Origin of the sequence: Hydrogenophaga sp. 70-12, assembly GCF_001897365.1 — a bacterium.
GTDB classification, from domain to species: Bacteria; Pseudomonadota; Gammaproteobacteria; order Burkholderiales; family Burkholderiaceae_C; genus Hydrogenophaga; species Hydrogenophaga borbori.
Map to the genome: position 1 here is coordinate 38,977 of NZ_MKSS01000405.1, position 22,145 is coordinate 61,121.

Annotated in this window: 18 protein-coding genes and 2 pseudogenes; 15 read left to right on the plus strand and 5 right to left on the minus strand. The window is 70.1% G+C overall.

The window, feature by feature from the left end:
• A pseudogene (locus BGO22_RS20860) lies at nt 1-395 on the plus strand (hypothetical protein); the annotation flags it as partial.
• A gap of 9 nt (nt 396-404) precedes the next feature.
• Here the strand turns inward: BGO22_RS20860 and BGO22_RS20865 are convergent.
• The 3 genes from BGO22_RS20865 to BGO22_RS20875 all read right to left on the minus strand — a co-directional run bounded on the left by BGO22_RS20865 (nt 405) and on the right by BGO22_RS20875 (nt 3,361).
• Nucleotides 405-2,144, minus strand: coding sequence for a PhoH family protein (locus BGO22_RS20865; RefSeq protein WP_070397860.1), 1,740 nt, complete (start codon nt 2,142-2,144; stop codon nt 405-407).
• A gap of 209 nt (nt 2,145-2,353) precedes the next feature.
• A complete protein-coding gene (locus tag BGO22_RS20870) occupies nt 2,354-2,830 on the minus strand; it encodes a peroxiredoxin (protein WP_070397859.1) in 477 nt (158 codons plus the stop codon).
• A gap of 129 nt (nt 2,831-2,959) precedes the next feature.
• Nucleotides 2,960-3,361 (minus strand): Mth938-like domain-containing protein, encoded by a 402-nt coding sequence (locus BGO22_RS20875; RefSeq protein WP_070397858.1) that lies wholly within the window; start codon nt 3,359-3,361, stop codon nt 2,960-2,962.
• Nucleotides 3,362-3,477: 116 nt separating this feature from the next.
• Between BGO22_RS20875 and BGO22_RS20880 the strand changes: the two genes are divergently transcribed.
• From BGO22_RS20880 to clpB, 9 genes are all read left to right on the plus strand, one after another.
• Nucleotides 3,478-4,704 (plus strand): pyridoxal phosphate-dependent aminotransferase, encoded by a 1,227-nt coding sequence (locus BGO22_RS20880; RefSeq protein ID WP_070397857.1) that lies wholly within the window; start codon nt 3,478-3,480, stop codon nt 4,702-4,704.
• A gap of 22 nt (nt 4,705-4,726) precedes the next feature.
• Nucleotides 4,727-6,049: a homoserine dehydrogenase gene (locus BGO22_RS20885; RefSeq protein ID WP_070397856.1), complete on the plus strand. Its 1,323-nt coding sequence runs from the start codon at nt 4,727-4,729 to the stop codon at nt 6,047-6,049.
• The gene (locus BGO22_RS20890) at nt 6,049-7,572 is read left to right on the plus strand and encodes a threonine synthase (RefSeq protein ID WP_070397855.1); all 1,524 of its coding nucleotides are present in this window, start codon (nt 6,049-6,051) and stop codon (nt 7,570-7,572) included. The genes BGO22_RS20885 and BGO22_RS20890 overlap by 1 nt, the downstream gene beginning before the upstream one ends.
• Before the next feature lie 61 nt (nt 7,573-7,633).
• Complete coding sequence (mobB, locus tag BGO22_RS20895) at nt 7,634-8,167, plus strand: molybdopterin-guanine dinucleotide biosynthesis protein B (RefSeq protein ID WP_070398232.1); 534 nt, start codon at nt 7,634-7,636, stop codon at nt 8,165-8,167.
• Nucleotides 8,164-9,447, plus strand: coding sequence for a molybdopterin molybdotransferase MoeA (locus tag BGO22_RS20900; protein ID WP_070397854.1), 1,284 nt, complete (start codon nt 8,164-8,166; stop codon nt 9,445-9,447). Before mobB ends, BGO22_RS20900 begins: the two co-directional genes overlap by 4 nt.
• Nucleotides 9,444-9,698, plus strand: a complete 255-nt coding sequence (locus BGO22_RS20905) for a MoaD/ThiS family protein (RefSeq protein WP_070397853.1) — start codon at nt 9,444-9,446, stop codon at nt 9,696-9,698. The genes BGO22_RS20900 and BGO22_RS20905 overlap by 4 nt, the downstream gene beginning before the upstream one ends.
• A gap of 2 nt (nt 9,699-9,700) precedes the next feature.
• Nucleotides 9,701-10,174 (plus strand): molybdenum cofactor biosynthesis protein MoaE, encoded by a 474-nt coding sequence (locus BGO22_RS20910; RefSeq protein ID WP_070397852.1) that lies wholly within the window; start codon nt 9,701-9,703, stop codon nt 10,172-10,174.
• Between the two features lie 11 nt (nt 10,175-10,185).
• Nucleotides 10,186-10,938, plus strand: a complete 753-nt coding sequence (locus tag BGO22_RS20915) for a GNAT family N-acetyltransferase (protein ID WP_070397851.1) — start codon at nt 10,186-10,188, stop codon at nt 10,936-10,938.
• Between the two features lie 125 nt (nt 10,939-11,063).
• Nucleotides 11,064-13,670 carry an ATP-dependent chaperone ClpB gene (clpB, locus tag BGO22_RS20920; protein WP_070397850.1) on the plus strand — a complete coding sequence of 869 codons (2,607 nt, stop codon included), beginning with the start codon at nt 11,064-11,066 and terminating at the stop codon, nt 13,668-13,670.
• A gap of 32 nt (nt 13,671-13,702) precedes the next feature.
• Here clpB and BGO22_RS20925 read toward each other — a convergent pair whose 3' ends face one another.
• Entirely contained in the window at nt 13,703-13,942 is a 240-nt protein-coding gene (locus BGO22_RS20925; RefSeq protein ID WP_070397849.1) for a hypothetical protein, read from the minus strand.
• Nucleotides 13,943-14,206: 264 nt separating this feature from the next.
• Between BGO22_RS20925 and BGO22_RS20930 the strand changes: the two genes are divergently transcribed.
• From BGO22_RS20930 to BGO22_RS20950, 5 genes are all read left to right on the plus strand, one after another.
• Nucleotides 14,207-16,621: a DUF1631 family protein gene (locus BGO22_RS20930; RefSeq protein WP_070397848.1), complete on the plus strand. Its 2,415-nt coding sequence runs from the start codon at nt 14,207-14,209 to the stop codon at nt 16,619-16,621.
• A gap of 136 nt (nt 16,622-16,757) precedes the next feature.
• A complete protein-coding gene (locus BGO22_RS20935) occupies nt 16,758-18,005 on the plus strand; it encodes an MFS transporter (RefSeq protein WP_070397847.1) in 1,248 nt (415 codons plus the stop codon).
• The gene (locus tag BGO22_RS20940; RefSeq protein WP_070397846.1) at nt 18,002-19,708 is read left to right on the plus strand and encodes a thiamine pyrophosphate-binding protein; all 1,707 of its coding nucleotides are present in this window, start codon (nt 18,002-18,004) and stop codon (nt 19,706-19,708) included. The genes BGO22_RS20935 and BGO22_RS20940 overlap by 4 nt, the downstream gene beginning before the upstream one ends.
• A 115-nt stretch (nt 19,709-19,823) precedes the next feature.
• Entirely contained in the window at nt 19,824-20,513 is a 690-nt protein-coding gene (locus tag BGO22_RS20945) for a helix-turn-helix transcriptional regulator (RefSeq protein WP_070397845.1), read from the plus strand.
• Between the two features lie 10 nt (nt 20,514-20,523).
• The gene (locus BGO22_RS20950; RefSeq protein ID WP_070397844.1) at nt 20,524-21,174 is read left to right on the plus strand and encodes a Crp/Fnr family transcriptional regulator; all 651 of its coding nucleotides are present in this window, start codon (nt 20,524-20,526) and stop codon (nt 21,172-21,174) included.
• A gap of 79 nt (nt 21,175-21,253) precedes the next feature.
• On the opposite strand, the pseudogene BGO22_RS20955 reads toward BGO22_RS20950, so the two are convergent.
• Nucleotides 21,254-22,145 (minus strand): annotated as a pseudogene (locus BGO22_RS20955) (hypothetical protein); the annotation flags it as partial.

Here is a 22,145-nt window from a genome sequence, read left to right on the forward strand (position 1 = left end):
AGGCCACCGCCAGCCGATCCATTGGTGAGGGCATCGCCGTGCCCATGAGCCTCGACGGAAGCGGGAGGGCGCTGGATGGCCTGCCCCCCGCCGCCGCCGGCGCGTTGGGCTTGATCGTGCTGGTCGACAACAGCCAAACCGACCCCATTGCCCAGGTGGAGTGGCACCTGCGAGTGCTGGCCGGGCCCATCGGGCCCCTGCCCACGGTGGTGGGCGTGGGGCGGCTGGAGACGCATCCTTCGCCCGGCGTCGAGGCCTACTGCGCTGGCCTGGAGGCGGCGGGCTGGCGCGTGCCGGTCATCGACGTCGACGTGCGCCGTGAGGCCGATGTCCGGCTGTTGCTCTCCGTTCTGGTGGGCCTGGCCGAGGCCGACGGTGGCGCGCCACCCGAATGAAGGCGGGCCTTAGAGCACTTCGGAGGCGAAGTCGGCGAGCCTTGAGCGTTCGCCACGCGCCAGCGTGATGTGCCCGCCGTGCGGCCAGCCCTTGAAGCGGTCCACCGCGTAGGTCAGGCCCGAGGAGCCTTCAGTGAGGTAGGGCGTGTCGATCTGCGCCAGGTTGCCCATGCAGATCATCTTGGTGCCCGGGCCCGCGCGCGTGATCAGCGTCTTCATCTGCTTGGGCGTCAGGTTCTGCGCCTCGTCGATGATCACGTACTTGTTCATGAAGGTCCGGCCGCGCATGAAGTTCATGCTTTTGACCTTGATGCGGCTGCGGATGAGTTCATTGGTGGCCGCGCGACCCCATTCGCCCGCATTGCCACCGTCGCCCTTGGCCAGGAACTCCAGGTTGTCGTCCAGCGCGCCCATCCAGGGGCCCATCTTTTCTTCCTCGGTGCCGGGCAGGAAACCGATGTCTTCGCCCACGCTGACGGTGGCGCGGGTCATGATGATCTCGGTGTAGCGCCGGTCGTCCAGCACCTGCGTGAGGCCGGCGGCCAGAGCCATCAGCGTCTTGCCCGTGCCGGCCGTGCCGGCAAGCGTCACGAAGTCGATTTCGGGGTCCATCAGAAGGTTGAGGGCGAAGTTCTGCTCGCGGTTGCGGCTGGTGACTCCCCAGACGGCGTTTTTGAGGTGCGTGTAGTCCTTGAGCGTCTTGAGCACCGCGGTCTTGTCGCGGATCTCGGTCACGCGCGCGTACAGCGAGGGCTCGCCCGGCGCTTCGAAGTAGACGAACTGGTTGATGTGGAACTGGCCCACCGCCGGGCCGCTCACGCGGTAGAACGTGTGGCTGCCGCTCTGCCAGCTTTCGATGGTCTTGCTCTGGCGCGTCCAGAAGTCCTGTGGAAGGGCCAGCGAGCCCGGGTACAGCAGCTCACCGTCGTCCAGGGTCTTGTCATTCTCGTAGTCCTCCGCGGCCAGACCCAATGCGCGCGCCTTCACGCGCATGTTGATGTCCTTGGACACCAGGATCACGTCGCGATCGGGGTGGCGCTGGCGCAGCGCAGCCACCACGCCGAGGATCTGGTTGTCGGCCTTGCCCTGGGGCAGGGACGGGGGCAACTCGCTCAGCAGCGGCTCGGTCTGGAAGAACAGCAGGCCGCGCGCGGATTGGTGGCCGGTGGCGGAGAGCTTCAGGCCCTTGGTCATGTCGCCACCGGCCTGGGCGGCCAGGGCGTCGAGCGTGCGGCTGGTCTGGCGGCCGTTGCGGGCGACCTCGGTCATGCCCTTTTTGTGGCCGTCCAGCTCTTCCAGCACGATCATCGGCAGGTAGATGTCGTGTTCCTCGAAGCGGAAGAGGCTCATCGGATCGTGCAGCAGCACGTTCGTGTCGAGGACGAAGAGGCGGGCGGGGCCGCCGCTGGCCACCTTGCCGCCGGCGCGGCGCCGCGGGGCGGCCACGGGCGAGGAGGGAGCGAGGCTGGTGGAGGCGGGCGCGGCCGGCTCGGGACGCTCGGCGCGGTCCTTGAGTTCCAGGGCGGGGGCCGGTGCGCGGCGGGTCTTGGCGGCCGGCGCGGGACGCGTTTTGCGCGGGGCGGGTGCGTCGACCGGTGCGGGCGCCGCCAGCGTATCGTCATCCGGGAGGATGTTCAGGCCGCCGGTGCGCTCGTCGAAATCTTCGAGGTTGGCGTTGGAGGCCTTGAGGGTGTAGGCGTCGGGGGCGAGGAGGGCGGCGCGTTTGGAGGGGGCGGGGGGCAGGGGCATGTGGGCTTGGCGTTCAGCGCGCGGGCTCGAAAAAACAAAAAGCCGCCGGGAAAACCGGGCGGCTTTGCGTGCGTCGGAGGGGGCGGAAACAGCGGTGGACAGGGAAGATGCCCGAAGACATGCGAATCACTATACACCTTCCGCATGTCACCGAAAGCGCGGTGACGCGGTGGGGCAGCGGGGTGTCGCTGCGCCGCACCACCAGGCGTTCAGGCGGCCTTTTTGAGCGCCTTGACCGCCTTGAGCACTTCCTCGACGTGGCCGGGAACCTTCAGGCCGCGCCACTCCTGGCGCAGCACGCCGTCGGGCCCGATCAGGAAGGTGCTGCGCTCGATGCCCTTGACCTTCTTGCCGTACATGATCTTGTTCTTGACCACGCCGAACATGTGGCACATCTTTTCCTCGGTGTCGGCAATGAGCTCGAAGGGCAGCTCCAGCTTGGCCTTGAAGTCATCGTGCGACTTCATGTTGTCGCGCGAGACGCCGAACACCTGGGCGCCGGCCTTGACGAAATCCTTGTACTTGTCGCGAAACTGCATGGCCTCGGTGGTGCAGCCAGGCGTATTGTCCTTGGGGTAGAAATACAGCACGAGCGTCTGACCGAGGTGGCTCTGGTGGCTGACCTTGACGCCGCCGGTGGCCAGGGATTCGAACTCGGGGATGGGTTTATTGACAACGACGGCCATGCTGTGGAGACCCCTGACGTAAGTGGATGGTGTTGCGTTGGCTGCCCGAGTGGCCGGACCGACGCTGCGCATGCATACGGAAGGTCTGACCGGGCAACAACCCAGTATTTTACCTCTTTGGGGGCCCGATTACCCGGATACGGGCTGGGAACCACCTTCTTGTAGGAGGGCCGCCGCAACGCGGCGCCCTTCGCCGGCCAGGATGTTGTAGGTCCTGCAGGCGGCCGCTGTGTCCATGGTTTCCACGCCAATACCCCGTTCCAGCAGGGCCCGCAGCAGCCGGGGTGCGACGAAGCGCAGCCGCGCGCCGCTGCCGAAGACCACCAATTCCGGCGCCACGCCGGCCGGGTCCAGCAGTTCCTCGAAGTGCCCCGGGCCCAGGTCCTCGAAGCGCTGGCAGTTCCAGGGGCGCAGTTGCCCGCTGGCCGTGAGCACCACACTGGCCGTGTGGCGTTCGCCGTTGATCGCGATCCAGCCCTCGCCGAGGGCGGTGATGGCGAGTTGGTGGGGCGTGTCGGCGTGCAGTTTCATGGGGCGTTCGCGCCCTGGGCGAGCTGGAGAACTGTGGTCAAATCGCAAGTTTGCTCGTGACCGGCGCGGCATCCATCTTAGCCTTCCCGTGCCAGGCTTCCGCCCTCGGAGGGACTTTGAAGACCATCCAGAAATCCGCCAAGCTCGCCAACGTCTGCTACGACATCCGCGGTCCCATCATGGACGCGGCGCGGCAGATGGAGGAAGAGGGCCACAAGATCATCAAGCTCAACATCGGCAATCTGGCGGTGTTCGGTTTTGATGCGCCCGAGGAGATCCAGCAGGACATGATCCGCAACCTGCCGAATTCGGCGGGTTACTCCGACAGCAAGGGCATCTTCGCGGCGCGCAAGGCGGTGATGCACGAGACCCAGCTGCAGGGCATCCAGGGAGTCACCCTGGAGGACATCTACCTCGGCAACGGCGCCAGCGAGCTGATCGTGATGGCGACCAACGCGTTGCTCGATGACGGCGACGAGCTGCTGCTGCCGGCCCCCGACTACCCCCTGTGGACGGCGGCGGCCAGTCTGTCGGGTGGCACGCCCGTGCACTACATGTGCGACGAGTCCAAGGGCTGGATGCCCGACATCGAGGACATCCGCCGCAAGATCACGCCGGCCACCAAGGGCATCGTGGTCATCAACCCGAACAACCCCACCGGTGCGCTGTACCCCAAGGAGCTGCTGCAGCAGATCGTGGGCCTGGCGCGCCAGCACGGCCTGGTGATCTTCGCCGACGAGGTCTACGACAAGGTGCTGTACGACGACGTCAAGCACGTGCCGATCGGCAGCCTGTCGAACGACGTGCTCACGCTCACCTTCAACTCGCTGTCCAAGAGCTACCGCTCCTGCGGCTACCGCGCGGGCTGGCTGGTGGTGTCGGGCGACAAGAAACCCGCCAAGGACTACATCGAGGGCCTGAACATGCTCTCGAACATGCGCCTGTGCGCCAACGTGCCAGGCCAGTGGGCGATCCAGACCGCCCTCGGCGGCTACCAGAGCATCAACGACCTGGTGCAGGAGGGCGGGCGCCTGCGCCGCCAGCGCGACCTGGCCTACGAACTCATCACGGCGATCCCGGGGGTGAGCTGCGTCAAGCCGCAGGCGGCGCTCTACATGTTTCCGAAGCTCGATCCGGCGATGTACCCCGTGCAGGACGACCAGCAGCTGTTCCTGGAACTGCTGCAGGAAACCCGCGTGATGCTGGTGCAGGGATCGGGCTTCAACTACCCCGACAACCAGCACTTCCGCATCGTCTTCCTGCCGCACGAGGACGACCTGCGCGAGGCCATCGGCCGCGTCGCGCGCTTCCTTGAACACTGGCGAAAACGCCACGGCAACTGAGTTTTTCCTTTTTCACCGACCGATGAAACCGATTCAAGTGGGCCTGCTGGGCATTGGCACCGTGGGCAGCGGCACCTTCAACGTGCTGCAACGCAACCAGGAAGAGATCCGCCGCCGCGCCGGCCGCGGCATCCAGATCACCATGGTGGCTGACCTCGACGTGGCGCGCGCCAGGGCCGTGGTGGGGGAGGGCGTCACCGTCGTGGGCGATGCGCGCGAGGTGATCGCCAATCCCGACATCGACATCGTGATCGAACTCATCGGCGGCTATGGCATCGCCAAGGCCCTGGTGATGGAGGCCATCTCGGCGGGCAAGCACGTGGTCACGGCCAACAAGGCCCTGCTCGCGGTGCACGGCACCGAGATCTTCGCGGCGGCCTCGGCGCGCGGCGTGATCGTGGCCTTCGAGGCCGCCGTGGCCGGTGGCATCCCCATCATCAAGGCGCTGCGCGAGGGCCTCTCGGCCAACCACATCGAGTGGATCGCCGGCATCATCAACGGCACCACCAACTTCATCCTCTCGGAGATGCGCGACAAGGGGCTCGACTTCGAGGTCGTGCTCAAGGAGGCGCAGCGCCTGGGCTATGCCGAAGCCGACCCGACCTTCGACATCGAGGGCGTGGACGCGGCGCACAAGGCGACCATCATGAGCGCCATCGCCTTCGGCATCCCGGTGCAGTTCCCCAAGGCCTATGTCGAGGGCATCACCCAGCTGTCGGCCACCGACATCCGCTACGCCGAGCAGCTGGGCTACCGCATCAAGCTGCTGGGCATCACCAAGCGCGCGCCGCGCGGCATCGAGCTGCGCGTGCACCCTTGTCTGGTGCCGGCCAAGCGCCTGCTGGCCAACGTCGAGGGGGCGATGAACGCGGTGGTGGTGCACGGCGACGCCGTGGGCACCACGCTGTACTACGGCAAGGGCGCGGGCAGCGAACCCACGGCCAGCGCCGTGATCGCCGATCTGGTGGACGTGACGCGCCTGCACACGGCCGACCCGCACCACCGCGTGCCGCACCTGGCCTTCCAGCCCGACGCCCTGAGCGACCTGCCGGTGCTGCCCATGAGCGAGGTGGTCACCAGCTACTACCTGCGCCTGCGCGTGGCCGACGAGGCCGGCGTGCTCGCCAAGGTCACGGGCGTGCTCGCGCTCAACGGCATCAGCATCGACGCCGTGCTGCAGCGCGAGGCCGACGAGGTGGGCGGCGAGGGCGCCACCAGCACCGACCTCATCATCCTCACGCACGACACGCGCGAAGGCACCATGGACAAGGTGCTGGCCGAGCTGCAGGCCCTGCCCACGGTGCTGTCGCCCATCGTGCGCATCCGCAAGGAAGAGCTCCGCTGATGCGTTACCTGTCCACGCGCGGCCACGCCGAACGCAAGCGCTTCTGCGAGATCCTGCTGGAAGGGCTGGCGCCCGACGGCGGCCTGTACCTGCCCGAGCGCTACCCGCAGGTGGACGCCGCCGCGCTGAAGCGCCTGCGCGCGGTCTTCAACGAAGGCAAGCCCGGCGGCTACGCGGCGCTGGCCTTTGAGATCCTCTCGCTCTACATCGACGACATTCCCGCGGCCGACCTGCGTGCCCTCTGCGAGCGCACCTACACCGAGGCGGTGTTCGGCAACCCGGCCATCGTGCCGCTCAAGCAGCTCGAGGACGGCTTCTACCTCGAGGCCCTGTCCAACGGCCCCACGCTGGCCTTCAAAGACATGGCCATGCAACTGTTGGGGCAGCTGTTCGAGTACGAGCTGGGTCGCCGCGGCGAGTCGCTCAACATCCTGGGCGCCACCAGCGGCGACACCGGCAGCGCGGCCGAGCACGCCATGAAGGGCAAGCGCGGCGTGCGCGTCTTCATGCTCAGCCCGCACGGCCGCATGAGCCCCTTCCAGCAGGCGCAGATGTTCAGCCTGACGGACCCGAACATCCACAACATCGCCATCGAGGGCGTGTTCGACGACTGCCAGGACATCGTCAAGGCCGTCAGCAACGACCTCGACTTCAAGCGCCGCCACAAGATCGGCACGGTCAACTCCATCAACTGGGCGCGGCTGCTGGCCCAGGTGGTCTATTACTTCGCCGGCTACTTCCAGGCCACCAGCGGAGCCCCCACGCTCCCCGCTGCGCGTGGTTCGCAGCCCCCCGAGGGGGCTGATTCGCCTGGGGGCGGTCCGGCGGCGAACCACAACGCCGAGCGCGTGAGCTTCACCGTGCCCAGCGGCAACTTCGGCAACGTCTGCGCGGGCCACGTGGCGCGGCAGATGGGCCTGCCCATCCACCGGCTGGTGGTGGCGACGAACGAGAACGACGTGCTCGACGAGTTCTTCCGCACCGGCGTCTACCGCGTGCGCGGCAGCGCCGACACGCACGAGACCTCCAGCCCCTCGATGGACATTTCCAAGGCGAGCAACTTCGAGCGCTTCGTCTTCGACCTCGTGGGCCGCGACCCGGCGCGCTGCAAGGCGCTGTTCGCCGACGCGCTGTCGCGCGAGGGCCGCTTCGACCTGAGCGGTGATGCCGTTTTCGCCGATGCCGCCGCGCACTACGGCTTCCAAAGCGGGCGCAGCACCCACGCCGACCGCCTGGCCACCATCCGCGAGGTCGACCGGCGCCACGCCGTGGTGATCGACACCCACACCGCCGATGGCGTCAAGGTGGCGCGCGAGCACCTCGAGCCCGGCGTGCCCATGGTGGTGCTGGAAACCGCGCTGCCGATCAAGTTCGCCGAGACCATCGTGGAGGCCCTGGGCCACGAGCCCGAGCGCCCGGCCGCCTACGTGGGCATCGAGTCGCTGCCCAAGCGCGTGACCGTGATGCCGGCCGACGTCGACCGGGTCAAGGCCTACATCGCCGAGCGCACCGCGGCCGCATGAGCGCCGCCGGGCCGTTCCCCAGGCGACCAGCCCCGCCGTGCGCGGCGCGGAGGGCGATCCGGTGAACGTCGTCGGCTTCGCGGGCTTCTCGGGTTCTGGCAAGACCACGCTGGTCGAACAGCTCATTCCCGCCCTGCGCCTGCGTGGCCACCGCGTCTCGGTCATCAAGCACGCGCACCACAGCTTCGACATCGACCACCCCGGCAAGGACACCTGGCGCCACCGCGAGGCCGGCGCCGTGGAGATCGTGGCCGCGTCGCCCCGGCGGGTGGTCTTCATGCGCGAGTTGGAGACCGAGGCCACGCACGACGTGCACGCGCTCATCGCGCGGCTCAGCGCCGAGGTGGACTGGGTGCTGGTCGAGGGCTTCAAGGGCAGCAGCCTGCCCAAGATCGAGGTCTGGCGCCAGGCCAGCGGCCAGCCCGTGATCTACCCGGCGCAGCCCCGGGTGCTGGCCGTGGCCACCGACAGCCCCGCGGCCCTGCCCGAACCACCCGCACGCCCGGTGCTGGATTTGAACGCGCCCGATGACGTGGCCGCGTGGCTGGTCGACAATGCCAGCCGGTTCCACTACAGACCTCCCGACGCCCCATGAACGCTCCGGCCCGCGCGCCCCTGATGGCCCTGGATGACGCCCTGGCCGCCTTGCTCGGCCGCGCCACGCCCCTCGCCGACACCGACACGGTGCCCACCATCGACGCCGTGGGCCGCGTGCTGGCGCAGGACCTGGTGAGTGCCCTGCAGGTGCCGCCGCAAGACAACTCCTCCATGGATGGCTACGCCGTGCGCTGCGCCGACGTGACCGACAAAGGCGTGGTGCTGCCCATCAGCCAGCGCATCCCGGCCGGCCACGCGGGCGGGCCGCTGCAGCCCGGCACCTGCGCGCGCATCTTCACCGGCGCCCCCATGCCCGAAGGCGCCGACGCGGTGGTCATGCAGGAAGACACGCGCGAGGTCGGCGGCGACCTGCACGCGGTGCACATCGACAGCATTCCCGAACCCGGCCAGTGGGTGCGCCGCTCGGGCGAGGACGTGGCGCGCGGCGCCACCGTGCTGGCGCGCGGCCAGCGCCTGGACGAAGGCGCCCTGGGACTGGCGGCCAGCCTGGGCCTGCCCCATCTGCGGGTGGTGCGCCGCCCGCGCGTGGCCCTGTTCTCCACCGGCGACGAGCTCGTGATGCCCGGCGAGGTGCCGCCCGAGGCCATGAAACCCGGCGCCATCTACAACTCCAACCGCTTCTTCCTGCGCGCACTGCTGCAGCGCTTCGGCTGCGAGGTGAGCGACCTCGGCATCGTGCCGGACCAGCGCGAGTCCACGCTGGCCGCGCTCAAGACGGCGGCCGACCACCACGACCTGATCCTCACCAGCGGCGGCGTGTCCGTGGGTGAGGAAGACCACATCAAGCCCTCGGTGCAGCAACTGGGCGGGCTCGACCTCTGGCAGATCGCCATGAAGCCCGGCAAGCCCTTCGCCTACGGCCATGTGCGGCGCGACGCGGGGGCGGGGCAGGGCGTGGGCAGCCATTGCCACTTCATCGGTCTGCCGGGCAACCCGGTGTCCAGCTACGTCACCTTCCTGCTGCTCGTGCGCCCCTTCCTGCTGCAGCTGCAGGGTATCGCCGATCCGCGCGCCCTGCGCCTGCCCGCGGCACTGCCGCTGCGCGCCGACTTCAGCCTGCCGCGCGCCGACAGGCGCCGCGAGTTCCTGCGCGCGCGCCGCAACGCCAGCGGCGGCGTCGAGCTGTTCCCGAACCAGAGCTCGGGCGTGCTCACCTCCGTGGTCTGGGCCGACGGCCTGGTCGACAACCCCTCGGGCACCACCATCGCGCCGGGCGACACCGTGCGCTTCATCGCCCTGTCGGACCTGCTTGCATGAACACCATCCAGCTGCGCTACTTCGCCTCCATCCGCGAGGCCATCGGCACCGGCGCCGAGCGCCTGAGCACCGCCGCGCCCACGCTGGCGGCGCTGCGCGACGAACTCATCGCGCGCGGCGGCGCGCACGCTCAGGCGCTGGCGCGCGGCAAGGCCGTGCGCGTCTCGCTCAACCAGGCCATGGCCGACGAAAGCGCCGCGCTCGCCGACGGCGCCGAGGTGGCCTTCTTCCCGCCCGTGACCGGCGGTTGAGCATGGCCGCGCGCGTTTCCATCCAGACCGCCGACTTCGACCTGAGCACCGAGGTCGCGCTGCTGCGCTTGCAGGACAAGGGCGTGGGCGCGGTCTGCAGCTTCATCGGCACCGTGCGCGACCGCAACGACGGCCTGGCCGTCAGCGCGATGGAGCTGGAGCACTACCCTGGCATGACCGAAAAGGCCATCGAGGCCATGATCGACGAGGCCTTGCGGCGCTTCGACATCCTCGGTGCGCGGGTCATCCACCGCGTGGGGCCGCTGCAGCCACTGGACCAGATCGTGCTCGTGGTCGTCAGCGCCGCCCACCGGGGCCAGAGCTTCCAGGCCTGTGAGTTCCTGATGGACTACCTCAAGACCCAGGCGCCGTTCTGGAAGAAGGAGCAAACGCCCGAGGGCGCGCGCTGGGTCGACGCGCGCGTGAGCGACGACGCCGCACTGGCCCGCTGGGGCCTGCCGGCGAACAACGCCTGAGGACCCAGGGCATGGACAGCGGCACCGTCGAGGCGATCGAACGCAACACGGTGCAGGCCGTGGCGCCCGAGCGGCTCGACGATGGCCTGACGGGCTGGCTGCTGCCCATGGACCGCGGCACCGTGGGGCGCGCGCAGTGCGCGGTGCCGCTGTCGCACGCGGCCCCCGATCCCGCCCTCATCGACGCCATCGCGGAGCGCTACCGCGCGCGTGGCTTTCCCGTGGCCTGGCGCCTGCCCGAATGGCCCGAGTGGGCGGCCTTCACCCAGGCTCTGGGCGAACGCGGCTTCCGGCGGACCCAGCCCACGCAGACCCACATCGCCGAGGTGGCCGAGCTGCTGCGCCGCCTGCCCGACCCGCCGCACGGCGTCGAGCTGCGCCTGGCCGATGCCCCGGACGCCGCCTGGCTCGCCATGTTCCTCGGCGAGGGCCTGGACCCGGTGGACGGCGCCAGCCGCTCGCGCGCGCTCTCGCGCGCCCAAGGCACGCGCTTCGTCAGCCTGAGCGAGGCGGGGCAGACCCTGGCCTGCGGCGCCGCCAGCGTCGGCCATGGCTGGCTGGGCGTGCACGGCATGCGCACGGCGGCGCGCCAGCGCGGGCGCGGGCTGGCGGGCATGGTGCTGCGCGCCATGGCCGGTGAGGCGCTGCGCCGCGGCATTCCACGCGTGTTCCTGCAGGTGGACGCCGGCAACGCGCCGGCGCTGGCGCTGTACCAGCGCGCGGGTTTCCAGCTGGCCTGGCCCTACGCCTACTGGCGCCGCTGAGGCTGGCGAGGCGGGCCGGCTTGACCTGGATCAAGCGCGGGCGTTGGCAGGGGGCCGGGCCGGCTTGAAAATGGCCCCATCGCCGCCATGTGCCTGGCAATCCACATTTTCGGAGCGCCCCTCCCATGCGTCTCGACAAACTCACCACCAAATTCCAGGAAGCCCTGGCCGACGCCCAGTCGCTCGCGCTGGGCAATGACCACGCCTACATCGAACCCGTGCACCTGCTGCTGGCCATGCTGCGCCAGACCGACGGGCCGGTGTCCATCCTGCAGCGCGCCGGCGTGAACGTGCCCGGCCTCGTGCAGGCGGCCGAGGCGGCCGTCAAGCGGCTGCCCCAGGTGCAGGGCCAGGAACAGGTGCAGGTCGGCCCCGAGCTGGCCAAGCTGCTCCAGGCCACCGAAAAGGACGGCATCAAGCGCGGCGACGCCTTCATCGCCAGCGAACTCTTCCTGCTCGCCGTGGCCGACGCCAAGGGCGAACTGGGCCGCATCGCCAACGAGAACGGCCTGTCGCGCAAGAGCCTGGAGGCGGCCATCGCCGCCGTGCGTGGCGGCCAACAGGTCAACAGCCCCGAGGCCGAGGGCCAGCGCGAGGCGCTCAAGAAATACACCATGGACCTGACCGAGCGCGCCCGCGCGGGCAAGCTCGACCCGGTGATCGGCCGCGACGACGAGATCCGCCGCGCCATCCAGGTGCTGCAGCGGCGCAGCAAGAACAACCCCGTGCTGATCGGCGAGCCCGGCGTGGGCAAGACCGCCATCGTCGAGGGCCTGGCCCAGCGCATCGTGGCCGGCGAGGTGCCCGACAGCCTGAAGGGCAAGCGCGTGCTCAGCCTGGACATGGCCGCTCTTCTGGCCGGCGCCAAGTACCGCGGCGAGTTCGAGGAGCGCCTCAAGAGCGTGCTGAACGAACTGGCCAAGGACGAAGGCCAGACCATCGTCTTCATCGACGAGCTGCACACCATGGTCGGTGCCGGCAAGGCCGAAGGCGCCATGGACGCGGGCAATATGCTCAAGCCCGCGCTGGCGCGCGGCGAATTGCACTGCGTGGGCGCCACCACGCTGGACGAGTACCGCAAGTACATCGAGAAGGACGCCGCGCTGGAGCGCCGCTTCCAGAAGATCCTGGTGGACGAGCCGTCGGTGGAGGCCACCATTGCCATCCTGCGCGGCCTGCAGGAAAAGTACGAGGTGCACCACGGCGTGGAGATCACCGATCCGGCCATCGTGGCCGCGGCCGAGCTGAGCCACCGCTACATCACCGACCGCTTCCTGCCCGACAAGGCCATCGACCTGATCGACGAGGCCGCGGCCAAGATCAAGATCGAGATCGACTCCAAGCCCGAGGCCATGGACCGGCTGGACCGCCGGCTCATCCAGCTGCAGATCGAGCGCGAGGCCATCAGGAAGGAAACCGACGAGGCCTCGCAGAAGCGCCTGGGCCTGATCGACGAGGAGATCGACCGGCTCAAGCGCGAGCTGGCCGACCTGGAGGAGATCTGGAAGGCCGAGAAGGCCCAGGCCCAGGGCTCGGCCCAGGTGAAGGAAGAGATCGACAAGCTGCGCCACCAGATCGAGGAGTTCACCCGCAAGGGCGACTTCAACAAGGTCGCCGAGCTGCAATACGGCAAGCTGCCTGAACTGGAAAAGCGCCTGAAGGACGCCCAGGCGGCCGAGACCGGCAAGAAGGCCGGCGGCCGCCCGCAGTTGCTGCGCACCCAGGTCGGCGCCGAAGAGATCGCCGAGGTGGTGGCGCGCGCCACCGGCATTCCGGTGAGCAAGCTCATGCAGGGCGAGCGCGACAAGCTGCTGCAGATGGAAGACCGCCTGCACCAGCGCGTGGTCGGCCAGGACGAGGCCATCAGCGCGGTGGCCAACGCCATCCGCCGCTCGCGCTCGGGCCTGTCCGACCCGAACCGGCCCACCGGCTCCTTCCTGTTCCTCGGCCCCACCGGCGTGGGCAAGACCGAGCTGTGCAAGGCGCTGGCGGGCTTCCTGTTCGACAGCGAAGACCACCTCGTGCGCATCGACATGAGCGAGTTCATGGAGAAGCACTCGGTCGCGCGCCTGATCGGTGCGCCGCCCGGCTACGTGGGCTACGAGGAGGGCGGCTACCTCACCGAAGCGGTGCGCCGCAAGCCCTACTCGGTGCTGCTGCTCGACGAGGTGGAGAAAGCCCACCCCGACGTCTTCAACGTGCTGCTGCAGGTGCTCGACGACGGTCGCCTCACCGACGGCCAGGGCCGCACCGTGGACTTCAAGAACACCGTGATCGTGATGACCAGCAACATCGGCTCGCACATGATCCAGTCCATGGTCGGCCAGCCCTACGACGAGGTGAAGGAAGCCGTGTGGGGCGAGCTCAAGGGCTACTTCCGCCCCGAGTTCCTCAACCGCATCGACGAGACCGTGGTGTTCCACGCGCTTGACGCCAAGAACATCGAGGCGATCGCCGCCATCCAGCTGCAGGCGCTGCAGGCGCGGCTGCAGAAGATGGACCTCAAGCTCGAGGTCTCGCCGGCGGCGCTGGGCGAGCTGGCCAAGGTCGGCTTCGACCCGGTGTTTGGCGCGCGCCCGCTCAAGCGCGCGATCCAGCAGCGCATTGAGAACCCGCTGTCCAAGCTGCTGCTGGAGGGCCGCTACCCGCCCAAGTCGGCCATTCCGGTCGACGTGGACCCGGTGCGCAACCCGGGCGTGTTCGAGTTCGGCGAGCCGCTGCCCATGGCCTGATGCGCCGCCGCGCGTGGCGGCGCGGCCGGCCCTCAGGCCGCCTCGTCGTCCGCGTCGGCCAGCGCCGGTGCCTGGTTGTCCAGCAGATAGCCCTGCGCGGTCAGGCGGCGGGCCAGTTCGTGCACGTCCTCGTCCAGCAGGCGCGAGAGTTCGCGCAAGCTGCGCCGGCCGTTGGCCATCAGCAGCAGGGTGTGCGCCCGGCGGTCCAGCCCGTCGGGGCGGGCCAGCGCCTCCCAGGCGCGCGGCGTCTTCGTGTAGAGATGGCCTTCCATGTTCCTGAAGCGTGCATGGGTGGCGTGACTTCACCGTGAAACCGCGCCAGGCACCCAGGCATACAAGTTCCGGGCCAGGCGCGGGCGCCCGCCTGCGGGGCCGTCCGGCAGCCCCGGGCGACCGGTTGGAGCCCCAGGGGCTACCCCTGTCCGGAAATCGGCCGATCACCACTTCGTTCACACCCCGGGCGGCTATAACCGTGACCTGCATCACGTGATGCTTTCATCACTGGTGACCGCCGCTCCCCTGGCCCCTTTGCCGACATGACCGTTCCCTCTCCCTTGCTGGAGCAGTGCTTCGAGGAAGCCGTCCGCCACGCCGCGCCCATGCTGGGGCGCTGCATCGACGTGGGCGTGTCCTCCCTGCAGGCCGAGGAGAAGGACATGCGCGAGGTGGCCGCGCGCGACCGCGCGGCGCGGTCCTGGTTCGCGCTGCTCAAGCACCGCAATGGCTGGGGCCCCAATTTCGCGCAGCGCCTGAAAGCGGCCTTTCACACCGGGTACAACGAAGGCAATACCTCCAGCCTGGCCTTGCTGTCCAACACCGAGCTGCTGGCGCTGGTGGACGACAACGCGGTGGCCGAGTCGATCGAGTCCGCCAAGCTGCTGCAGAACCTGCTGCCCGAGGTGGAGCAGGCCCTGGCCGTGCTCGACGCCCGCATGAGCTCGCTCATCGGCCTGGACACCGTGCACGCCGAGAAGAACCCGCTGCGCCCCTCGGTCTACGTGCGGGTGCTGCGCGAGATGCTGACCGCCAGCGAGAGCGACGCCGAGGTGCGCACACTCTGGATGCGCCACCTGGCCCCGGTGCTGGGCCGCGAGCTGCGCGGCCTGTACGAAAGCCTGGCGCTGATGCTGCAGCGCGCGAACGTGCAGGAGGCCAGCTACCGCGTGCGCCTGGTGGCCGATCCGCAGGCCACGCGGCCCGCGCAGCCCAAGCGCGACCTGCTCGATTTCGGCTTCACGCCCGGTGGCGTGGCCACCGAGGCCGCGCCGGCCCGGCCCGAGCCGGTCCATCCCTTCATGCCGGCCATGGGCGATCTGGCGCGCGCCCACCCCACGCTCGACCACGACGTGATGCAGCAGTTCCTGCAGCAGGGCGGCGAGGAGTACGCGCAGGCGCTGAACGAGCAGTATTTCCGCCAGCTCGATCGCGAAATGGCCGCGATGCAGGCCGAGGCCTCGTTGCCCGTGCTCGACGACGCGGTGCTGGAAGAGGAGCGCACGCGCTTTCGCGACCTGCCCGTGGTGGACCGCCCGGCGCGCGGCGTCAGCATCGGCTCCCAGCTCAAGGCCGAGGCCTGGGGCGATTTCGCCAGCGCCGTCGCGCGCACGCGCGCGCTGCTCGACCTCAAGCGCCAGGCCCGCTCGGTGGGCCAGGCCATCGGCCTGGACGTGGTGCGCAAGCTGGTCAACCAGGTGGCGCGCGACCCGCTGCTGCTGGCGCCGGTGCGCGAGGCCGTGGTGGCGCTGGAGCCCGCGCTGCTCAGCCAGGCGCTGACCGAGCCGCGCTACTTCAACGAAGACGCCCACCCCGCGCGCCGCCTCGTCGAAAGCGTGGCGCAGCGCAGCTTCCGCTACAACGACGAGTTCAGCGAGGAGTTCGAATCCTTCTTTGGGCCGGTGCGTGATGCCTTCCGCCAGCTCAACGAGCGCGCCAGCAAGGAGCCCAAGGCCTTTGGCGAGGCGCTCGACAAGCTGCGCGGCCACTGGCGCTCGCAAGACGACCGCGAACAGCAGCTGCAGAACGACCGCCTGCACGCCCTGCGCCACGCCGAAGAGCGCCAGGCCCTGGCCGACCGCACCGCCTGGGATCTGAGCCAGCGCCCCGACGTGGAGAACGCGCCGGGTTTCATTCTGGATTTCATCTACGGCAGCTGGGCCCTGGTGCTGGCTCAGGCCGAAATGGGCCTGCCCGACAGCCAGGCCGAGCTCAACGCCTACCGCAAGGCGGTCACCGACCTGCTTTGGAGCATCCGCAAGGAAGTGACCCTGCGCCGCCCGGCCGACCTGTTCCGCATCGTGCCCGGCCTCATCAAGACCCTGCACCAGGGGCTGGACGCCCTGGGCAAGTCGCGCGAGGAAACCCAGCCCTTCTTCGACGCCCTGATGCGCCTGCACGAACCCGTGCTGGGCCTGCGCCGCGCCAAGGTGCGCAGCGACTCGGGCCATTCCGACCCGATCCCGCTGGAGCCCGCCTTCGACCCCACCCGGCTCGACGAATTCGCGCCGGCCACGCCCGAGCAGCGCCTGCCCAAGGCGGCGGCGCAACCCTGGCTGGGCCAGAAGGAGCTGGCCAACGCCGGTTTCGAGGACACCCTGGCCTCCGACCTGGGCAGCCTGCACGGCGAGGGGGATTCCGACCACGCGCCGCTGGAGGAGCCGGCCATGGACGCCGAGCAGCTGCTGATGTCGCTGCGCGAAGGCACCTGGGTCGACATGTACTCGCACGGCGAGTGGCTGCGCGCCCAGCTCATCTGGGCCAGCACGCGCGGCACCCTGTTCATGTTCACCAGCCGCGGCGGCCGGGCGCACTCCATGACCAAGCGCGTCTGCGTGCGCCTCATCCGCAACCGCTGGCTGCGTCCGGTGGAGGCCCGTCCGGTGGTGCAGACGGCGCTGGACACGGTGCTGGCCTCGGGCGCGCCGCCGGTGCTCGAGCCGGTCAGCGTGCAATAAGGGCCCACCTCTGCCGCCGCCCGGCGTGCCCCTCAAGGGGCGGCGCCAGCGGCCCGACCAAGCCGGTGGCGCGGCACCTCCCGGCGAAAGCCCGTGGGCGCCCGGGTCGGGTGCCGCCTGGGTACCATCTCGGCCCATGACTTCCGCTGCCACCGCGCTGGGCACGCTGCCGCCCGCGAACCCCGTTCCCCTCAGGCAAGACGCCGCCGTCATCGGGCTGGTCGGCCTGGCGCACGGCACCTCCCACTTCTCCCACATGCTGCTGGCGCCGCTGTTCCCCGTGTTCATCCGCGACTTCGGCCTGGGCTTCGCCGACGTGGGCTTGCTCATGACGGTGTTCTTCATCATCTCTGGCGTGGGCCAGGCGCTGTCGGGCTTCCTGGTCGACCGCGTGGGCGCCCGCCCGGTGCTGTTCGCCGCCATCGGCTGCTTCCTGCTGGCCTCGCTGGTGGCCTCGCAGGCCACGGGCTACTGGGGCCTGATGGCCACGGCCGTGCTCGCGGGCCTGGGCAACGCGCCGTTCCACCCCTGTGACTTCACCATCCTCAACCAGCGCGTGTCCACCGCCCGCCTGGGCCATGCCTTCAGCGTGCACGGCGTGACGGGCAGCCTGGGCTGGGCGCTGGCGCCGGTTTTCCTGGTCGGCATCACCAGCCTGAGCGACTGGCGCACGGCCTACTACTCGGCTGCCCTGCTGTACACGGGCGTGCTGGCGCTGCTCTGGTGGCAGCGGGACAAGCTGCGCACCGAGGTGGTGGTGCGCACCCCCGCGGCGCACGCCGCCGGCCCCCACGACCTGGCCTTCCTGAAGCTGCCCGTGGTGTGGTGGTGCTTCGCCTTCTTCCTGCTCTCCACCATGACCCTGGCCGTGGTGCAGAGCTTCGTGCCCTCCATCCTGCAGGCGCTGTACGGCACCTCGATGGAGGCGGCCACGCTGACCGTCAGCGCCTACATGCTGTGCTCGGCCTTCGGCATGTTCGTCGGCGGCTTCGTCACCGTCTATGGCCAGCGGCACCAGATTTCCAGCGACACGGTGCTGGCCTGGGGCATGGGCCTGGGCGCGCTGCTGATGCTGCTGTGCGCCACCGGCTGGTTCGGCGAGTTCGGCACCATGGCCGTGCTGGCCATCACCGGCTTCGCGCTCGGCGTGGCCGGGCCCAGCCGCGACATGCTCATCAAACGTGCCACGCCCAAGGGCGCCACCGGCCGGGTGTACGGCACGGTCTACTCGGGCCTGGACGTGGGCTTTGCGCTCGCGCCGCTGGTGTTCGGTGTGCTCATGGACCACGGCTGGTACGCGGCCACGCTGGCCGGCGGCGCGGTGGTGCTGGCCCTGTCCGCCTACGCCGCGCTGGGCGTGGGCAAGCGGGTGGCCACCGCATGAGCGCGGCCACCCGGCTCGCGGGCCACCTGCTGGTCGAATGCCTGATCGAGCAAGGCGTGACGCACGCCTTCGGCGTGCCGGGCGAGAGCTTCCTGGCCGTGCTCGACGGTTTTCACGCGCACGCGGAGCGCATCCGCTTCGTCACCAATCGGCAGGAGGGCGGTGCCGCCTTCATGGCCGAAGCCCAGGGCAAGCTCACGGGCCGGCCCGGCGTCTGCTTCGTCACGCGCGGGCCGGGCGCCACCAACGCCTCCATCGGCGTGCACACCGCCTTCCAGGACAGCACGCCGATGGTGCTGTTCGTGGGCGACGTGGCCAGCGACGCGCGCGACCGCGAGGCCTTCCAGGAGGTGGACTTCGCCGCCTTCTTCGGCCCGTCCACCAAGGGCATGGCCAAGCGCGTGGAGCGCATCGACGACGCCCGCCGCATTCCCGAGTACGTGGCGCGCGCCTTCGCCACCGCCATGAACGGCCGCCCCGGCCCGGTGGTGCTGGTGCTGCCCGAGGACATGCTCACGCAGCGCGTGGACAGCGTGCCGCTGCCGCGCGTGGAGCCGGTGCAGGCCTGGAGCGACCCGGGCGCGCTGCGCGAGCTGCGCACGCTGCTGCTGGCGGCCGAGCGGCCCCTCGTCATCGCCGGCGGCGGTGGCTGGACGCCGCAGAGCGCCGCCGCCCTGCAGCGCTTCGCCGAGGCCTGGCGCTTGCCCGTGGCCAACGCCTTCCGCTTCCAGGACACCTTCGACAACCACCACCCGCAGTACGCGGGCGACGTGGGCCTGGGCATCAACCCCGCGCTGGCGCGCCGCGTGCGCGAGAGCGACCTGCTCATCGCCCTGGGCCCGCGCCTGGGCGAAAGCACCACCGGCGGCTACACGCTGATCGAGGCGCCGCTGCCCCGGCAGCGGCTGGTGCACATCCATGCCAGCGCCGAGGAACTGAACCGGGTGTACCAGCCCGCGCTGGCCATTCAGGCCAGCATGAACGCCGCCGCGCGCAGCCTGGAGGTGCTGAGCCCGCCGCCCAGCCTGCCCTGGTCCGCCTGGACCGAGGCCTGCCACGCCGACTACCTGGCCAACGTCGACCCCGCCAACGGCGGCGTGCAACTGCCCGGGCCGATCGACATGCCGGCCATCGTGCACACGCTGCAGCGCCTGCTGCCGGCCGACGCGGTGCTCACCAACGGCGCGGGCAACTTCGCCAGCTGGCTGCACCGCTTCTACCGCTACCCGGGCCTGGCGCGTGGCCACAAGACGCAACTGGCGCCCACCAACGGCGCCATGGGCTATGGCGTACCGGCCGGCATCGCGGCGTCCCTCCTCACCGGGCGCACCGCCTTCACCATCGCGGGCGACGGCGACTTCCTCATGAACGGGCAGGAGCTGGCCACCGCCGTGCAGCACGGCGCGCGCAGCATCGTGCTGCTGCTGGACAACGGCAGCTACGGCACCATCCGCATGCACCAGGAGCGCGAGTACCCGGCGCGGGTGAGCGGCTCGAACCTGAACAACCCCGATTTCGCGGCCCTGGCGCGCGCCTATGGCTACGCCAGCGAGCGCGTGGAGCGCACCGCCGACGTCGAACCGGCGTTGCGGCGCGCGCTCGCGCACCCTGGCGGAACGCTCATCGTGGTGCCGTTGTCGCCCGAGGTGATCACCACCCGGGGCACGCTGAGCGCCATCCGCGACGCCGCGCTCAAGCGCTGATCCGCTCCCGCCGGCGGGGGGGCGGAATGTGAATGGATCACAGGTTTCGGCCCCACCACGGCACAGCTTTCGGCGCCGGCGAATGGAACACTTCCAGTCATACGGAGGTATTCATATGCGACAGGCAACGGAAACGGTTTGGGGCAACAGCACGCAGTACGCCACGGGCGAGGCCCGGGCGCTGAGCCAGGCGCACCTGCTGAGGGTGTTCGACGAGGTGGACTACGGCATGCTGCTGCTCGACCCGCAAGGGCGCATCCTCCACGCCAACCACCTGGCGCGCCACGAACTGGCGCAGCGGCGCGTGCTGCGCGCCTGCAGCGGCAGCCTCATGGGCAGCAGCGCCGAGCACAGCGAGCGCATCCAGCAGGCGCTGGACGCGGCCAGCCGGGGCCAGCGCCGCCTGCTGCTGATGCGCGAAGGCGAGCGCGACCTGTCCATGGCCTTCACGCCGCTGTCGCACCCGCTGGAAGACGACTCGCCCACCGTGCTGGTGCTGCTGTCGCGCCAGAGCGCCAGCGACAACCTGGCCGTGCGCATGTTTGCCCGCGCCCTGAGCCTGAGCCCCACCGAAGAGGTGGTGATGCTGGCCCTGTGCCGCGGCCTGGACGTGCAGGAAATCGCCGCCGAGAACGGTGTGGCCATCTCCACCGTGCGCAGCCAGGTCAAGACCCTGCGCGAGAAGGCCGGCGCCAGCAGCGTGCGCCGGCTGCTGCAGCGCGTGAACAGCCTGCCCCCCGTGGTGCCTGCCTTGCGCATCATCACGCCGGTCGCGCACAATCCGGCGGGTTACTCCCACCCCTAGACCCCACCGGATGCCCCCCGCCAGCGCTTCGACACTCTCTTCGCAGAACACGCAGCACATCGAAGCACTGGCCGCGCAAGGCATCCAACGCCGCTACCGGCGCGGCGCCCTGCTGATTCAGGAAGGCGAAACCGGGGACACCCTCTATATCGTGCTGCAGGGCCGCCTGCGCGCCTATGTGGCCGACGCCTCCGGCCGCGAACTCACCCTGGGCTTGTACGGCCCCCTGGAATACGTGGGCGAGATGTCGCTCGACGGCGGCCCGCGCTCGGCCAACGTGGAAGCGGCCGAGGCCAGCACCTGCTCGGTCATCACGCGCGAGCGCCTGCTGGCCTACATCGCCGAGCACCCGGAATTCGCCTTCGAGCTCATGGCGCGCCTGATCCGGCGCGCCCGCCTGGCCACCGAAAGCGCGCGCAGCGTGGCGCTGATCGACGTCTACGGCCGTCTGGTGAAGCTGCTCAACGGCTGGGCGTTGGCGCCGCAGGACGACGGCGCGCGCCCGCTGCGCGAGCGGCTGACACACCAGCAGATCGCCCAGCACCTGGCCTGCTCGCGCGAGATGGTGAGCCGGCTGCTGAAGGACCTGGAGAACGGCGGCTACGTCGCCGTGCGCGAGCGGCGCCTCTGGTTGCTGAAGAACCTGCCGGCGCGCTGGTGAGCCGGCAGGGGGCATGGGCCCCCCGCCGCGCCGCCGCGCGGGCCACGGCCCCCGAGGCCGCGGCCCGGCGGGGTCGGTCTCAACCCAGGTCGTTGAGCAGGCGGCGCGCTTCCTTCGGGGCCGACGAGCTGGTCCCTGCCAGCCGCACCGTGCTCCCGCTCAGGCTGCCCACGCCGCGCACGCCCCACAGGGCGGTGTTGCTGTCGCAGGCCGCCAGGGTTTCCGGTGTGATCTTCACACCGGGGCGCTGCGGCCGGGCGGGGCCGGGGTCGGGCCGCTGCGGCGAGTAGCGCGCGAAGCGCGCGAGTTCCTGAGGCCCGCTGTCGGCCACGCGCGTGCCCCCCACGCTGATGGTGCGCTGCCCGGTGGACAGGCTGTTGAACACGCCGCTGCGGCGGATGGCCGTGGGGTTGCCCGGCTGGTCGACCCAGCCATTCAGGTTGCCCAGGGTGTCGTAGTGCCGGTCTTCCAGGTACGACTGTCGCGCGCCGGTGCTCACGCCCAGGGCCACGTCGTCGCGCTCCACGTAGGCGTCGAACACCACGGGGGTGCGCCCCCGGTTGCGCAGGGTCACGTTCCACACGCCGCAGGGCGCGAGCGGGTGCTCAGGGTCGTGGCTGGCCGTGCATTCCAACGCCAGCAGGGCGCAGGTGCCCCGGCCCAGCGCGCTGCTCGACGGGTAGATCAGCGACCAGGTGGGCAGGCCCTGCGCATTCGCCCACATGCCCGACTGGCCCTGCGTGAGCGTGACCGTCTGGTCGGGGCGGTCCGGCGGCGCGACCGTCAGGCTCACGCCCCCGGCGCCGTCGGGCAGCCAGATCTCCAGGAAGCTCTGCGTGTGGTCGTCGGGCTGCACGCGCCAGTGCAGCGCCTGCGATTCGCCGGGCGCCAGCGCGGCGTTGGCGTGCGTGCGGCTCTGGTAGCCGTTGCCCCCAGGCAGGGTGATGCGCAGGCGCCCGCCGAGCTTGTCC

Bases quoted from the DNA above. Each gene is read 5' to 3' on its own strand.
- BGO22_RS20865 (WP_070397860.1), bottom strand. From the start codon at position 2,144: ATGCCCCTGCCCCCCGCCCCCTCCAAACGCGCCGCCCTCCTCGCCCCC.
- BGO22_RS20870 (WP_070397859.1), bottom strand. From the start codon at position 2,830: ATGGCCGTCGTTGTCAATAAACCCATCCCCGAGTTCGAATCCCTGGCC.
- BGO22_RS20875 (WP_070397858.1), bottom strand. From the start codon at position 3,361: ATGAAACTGCACGCCGACACGCCCCACCAACTCGCCATCACCGCCCTC.
- BGO22_RS20885 (WP_070397856.1), top strand. From the start codon at position 4,727: ATGAAACCGATTCAAGTGGGCCTGCTGGGCATTGGCACCGTGGGCAGC.
- BGO22_RS20890 (WP_070397855.1), top strand. From the start codon at position 6,049: ATGCGTTACCTGTCCACGCGCGGCCACGCCGAACGCAAGCGCTTCTGC.
- BGO22_RS20900 (WP_070397854.1), top strand. From the start codon at position 8,164: ATGAACGCTCCGGCCCGCGCGCCCCTGATGGCCCTGGATGACGCCCTG.
- BGO22_RS20905 (WP_070397853.1), top strand. From the start codon at position 9,444: ATGAACACCATCCAGCTGCGCTACTTCGCCTCCATCCGCGAGGCCATC.
- BGO22_RS20910 (WP_070397852.1), top strand. From the start codon at position 9,701: ATGGCCGCGCGCGTTTCCATCCAGACCGCCGACTTCGACCTGAGCACC.
- BGO22_RS20915 (WP_070397851.1), top strand. From the start codon at position 10,186: ATGGACAGCGGCACCGTCGAGGCGATCGAACGCAACACGGTGCAGGCC.
- clpB (WP_070397850.1), top strand. From the start codon at position 11,064: ATGCGTCTCGACAAACTCACCACCAAATTCCAGGAAGCCCTGGCCGAC.
- BGO22_RS20925 (WP_070397849.1), bottom strand. From the start codon at position 13,942: ATGGAAGGCCATCTCTACACGAAGACGCCGCGCGCCTGGGAGGCGCTG.
- BGO22_RS20930 (WP_070397848.1), top strand. From the start codon at position 14,207: ATGACCGTTCCCTCTCCCTTGCTGGAGCAGTGCTTCGAGGAAGCCGTC.
- BGO22_RS20935 (WP_070397847.1), top strand. From the start codon at position 16,758: ATGACTTCCGCTGCCACCGCGCTGGGCACGCTGCCGCCCGCGAACCCC.
- BGO22_RS20940 (WP_070397846.1), top strand. From the start codon at position 18,002: ATGAGCGCGGCCACCCGGCTCGCGGGCCACCTGCTGGTCGAATGCCTG.
- BGO22_RS20945 (WP_070397845.1), top strand. From the start codon at position 19,824: ATGCGACAGGCAACGGAAACGGTTTGGGGCAACAGCACGCAGTACGCC.
- BGO22_RS20950 (WP_070397844.1), top strand. From the start codon at position 20,524: ATGCCCCCCGCCAGCGCTTCGACACTCTCTTCGCAGAACACGCAGCAC.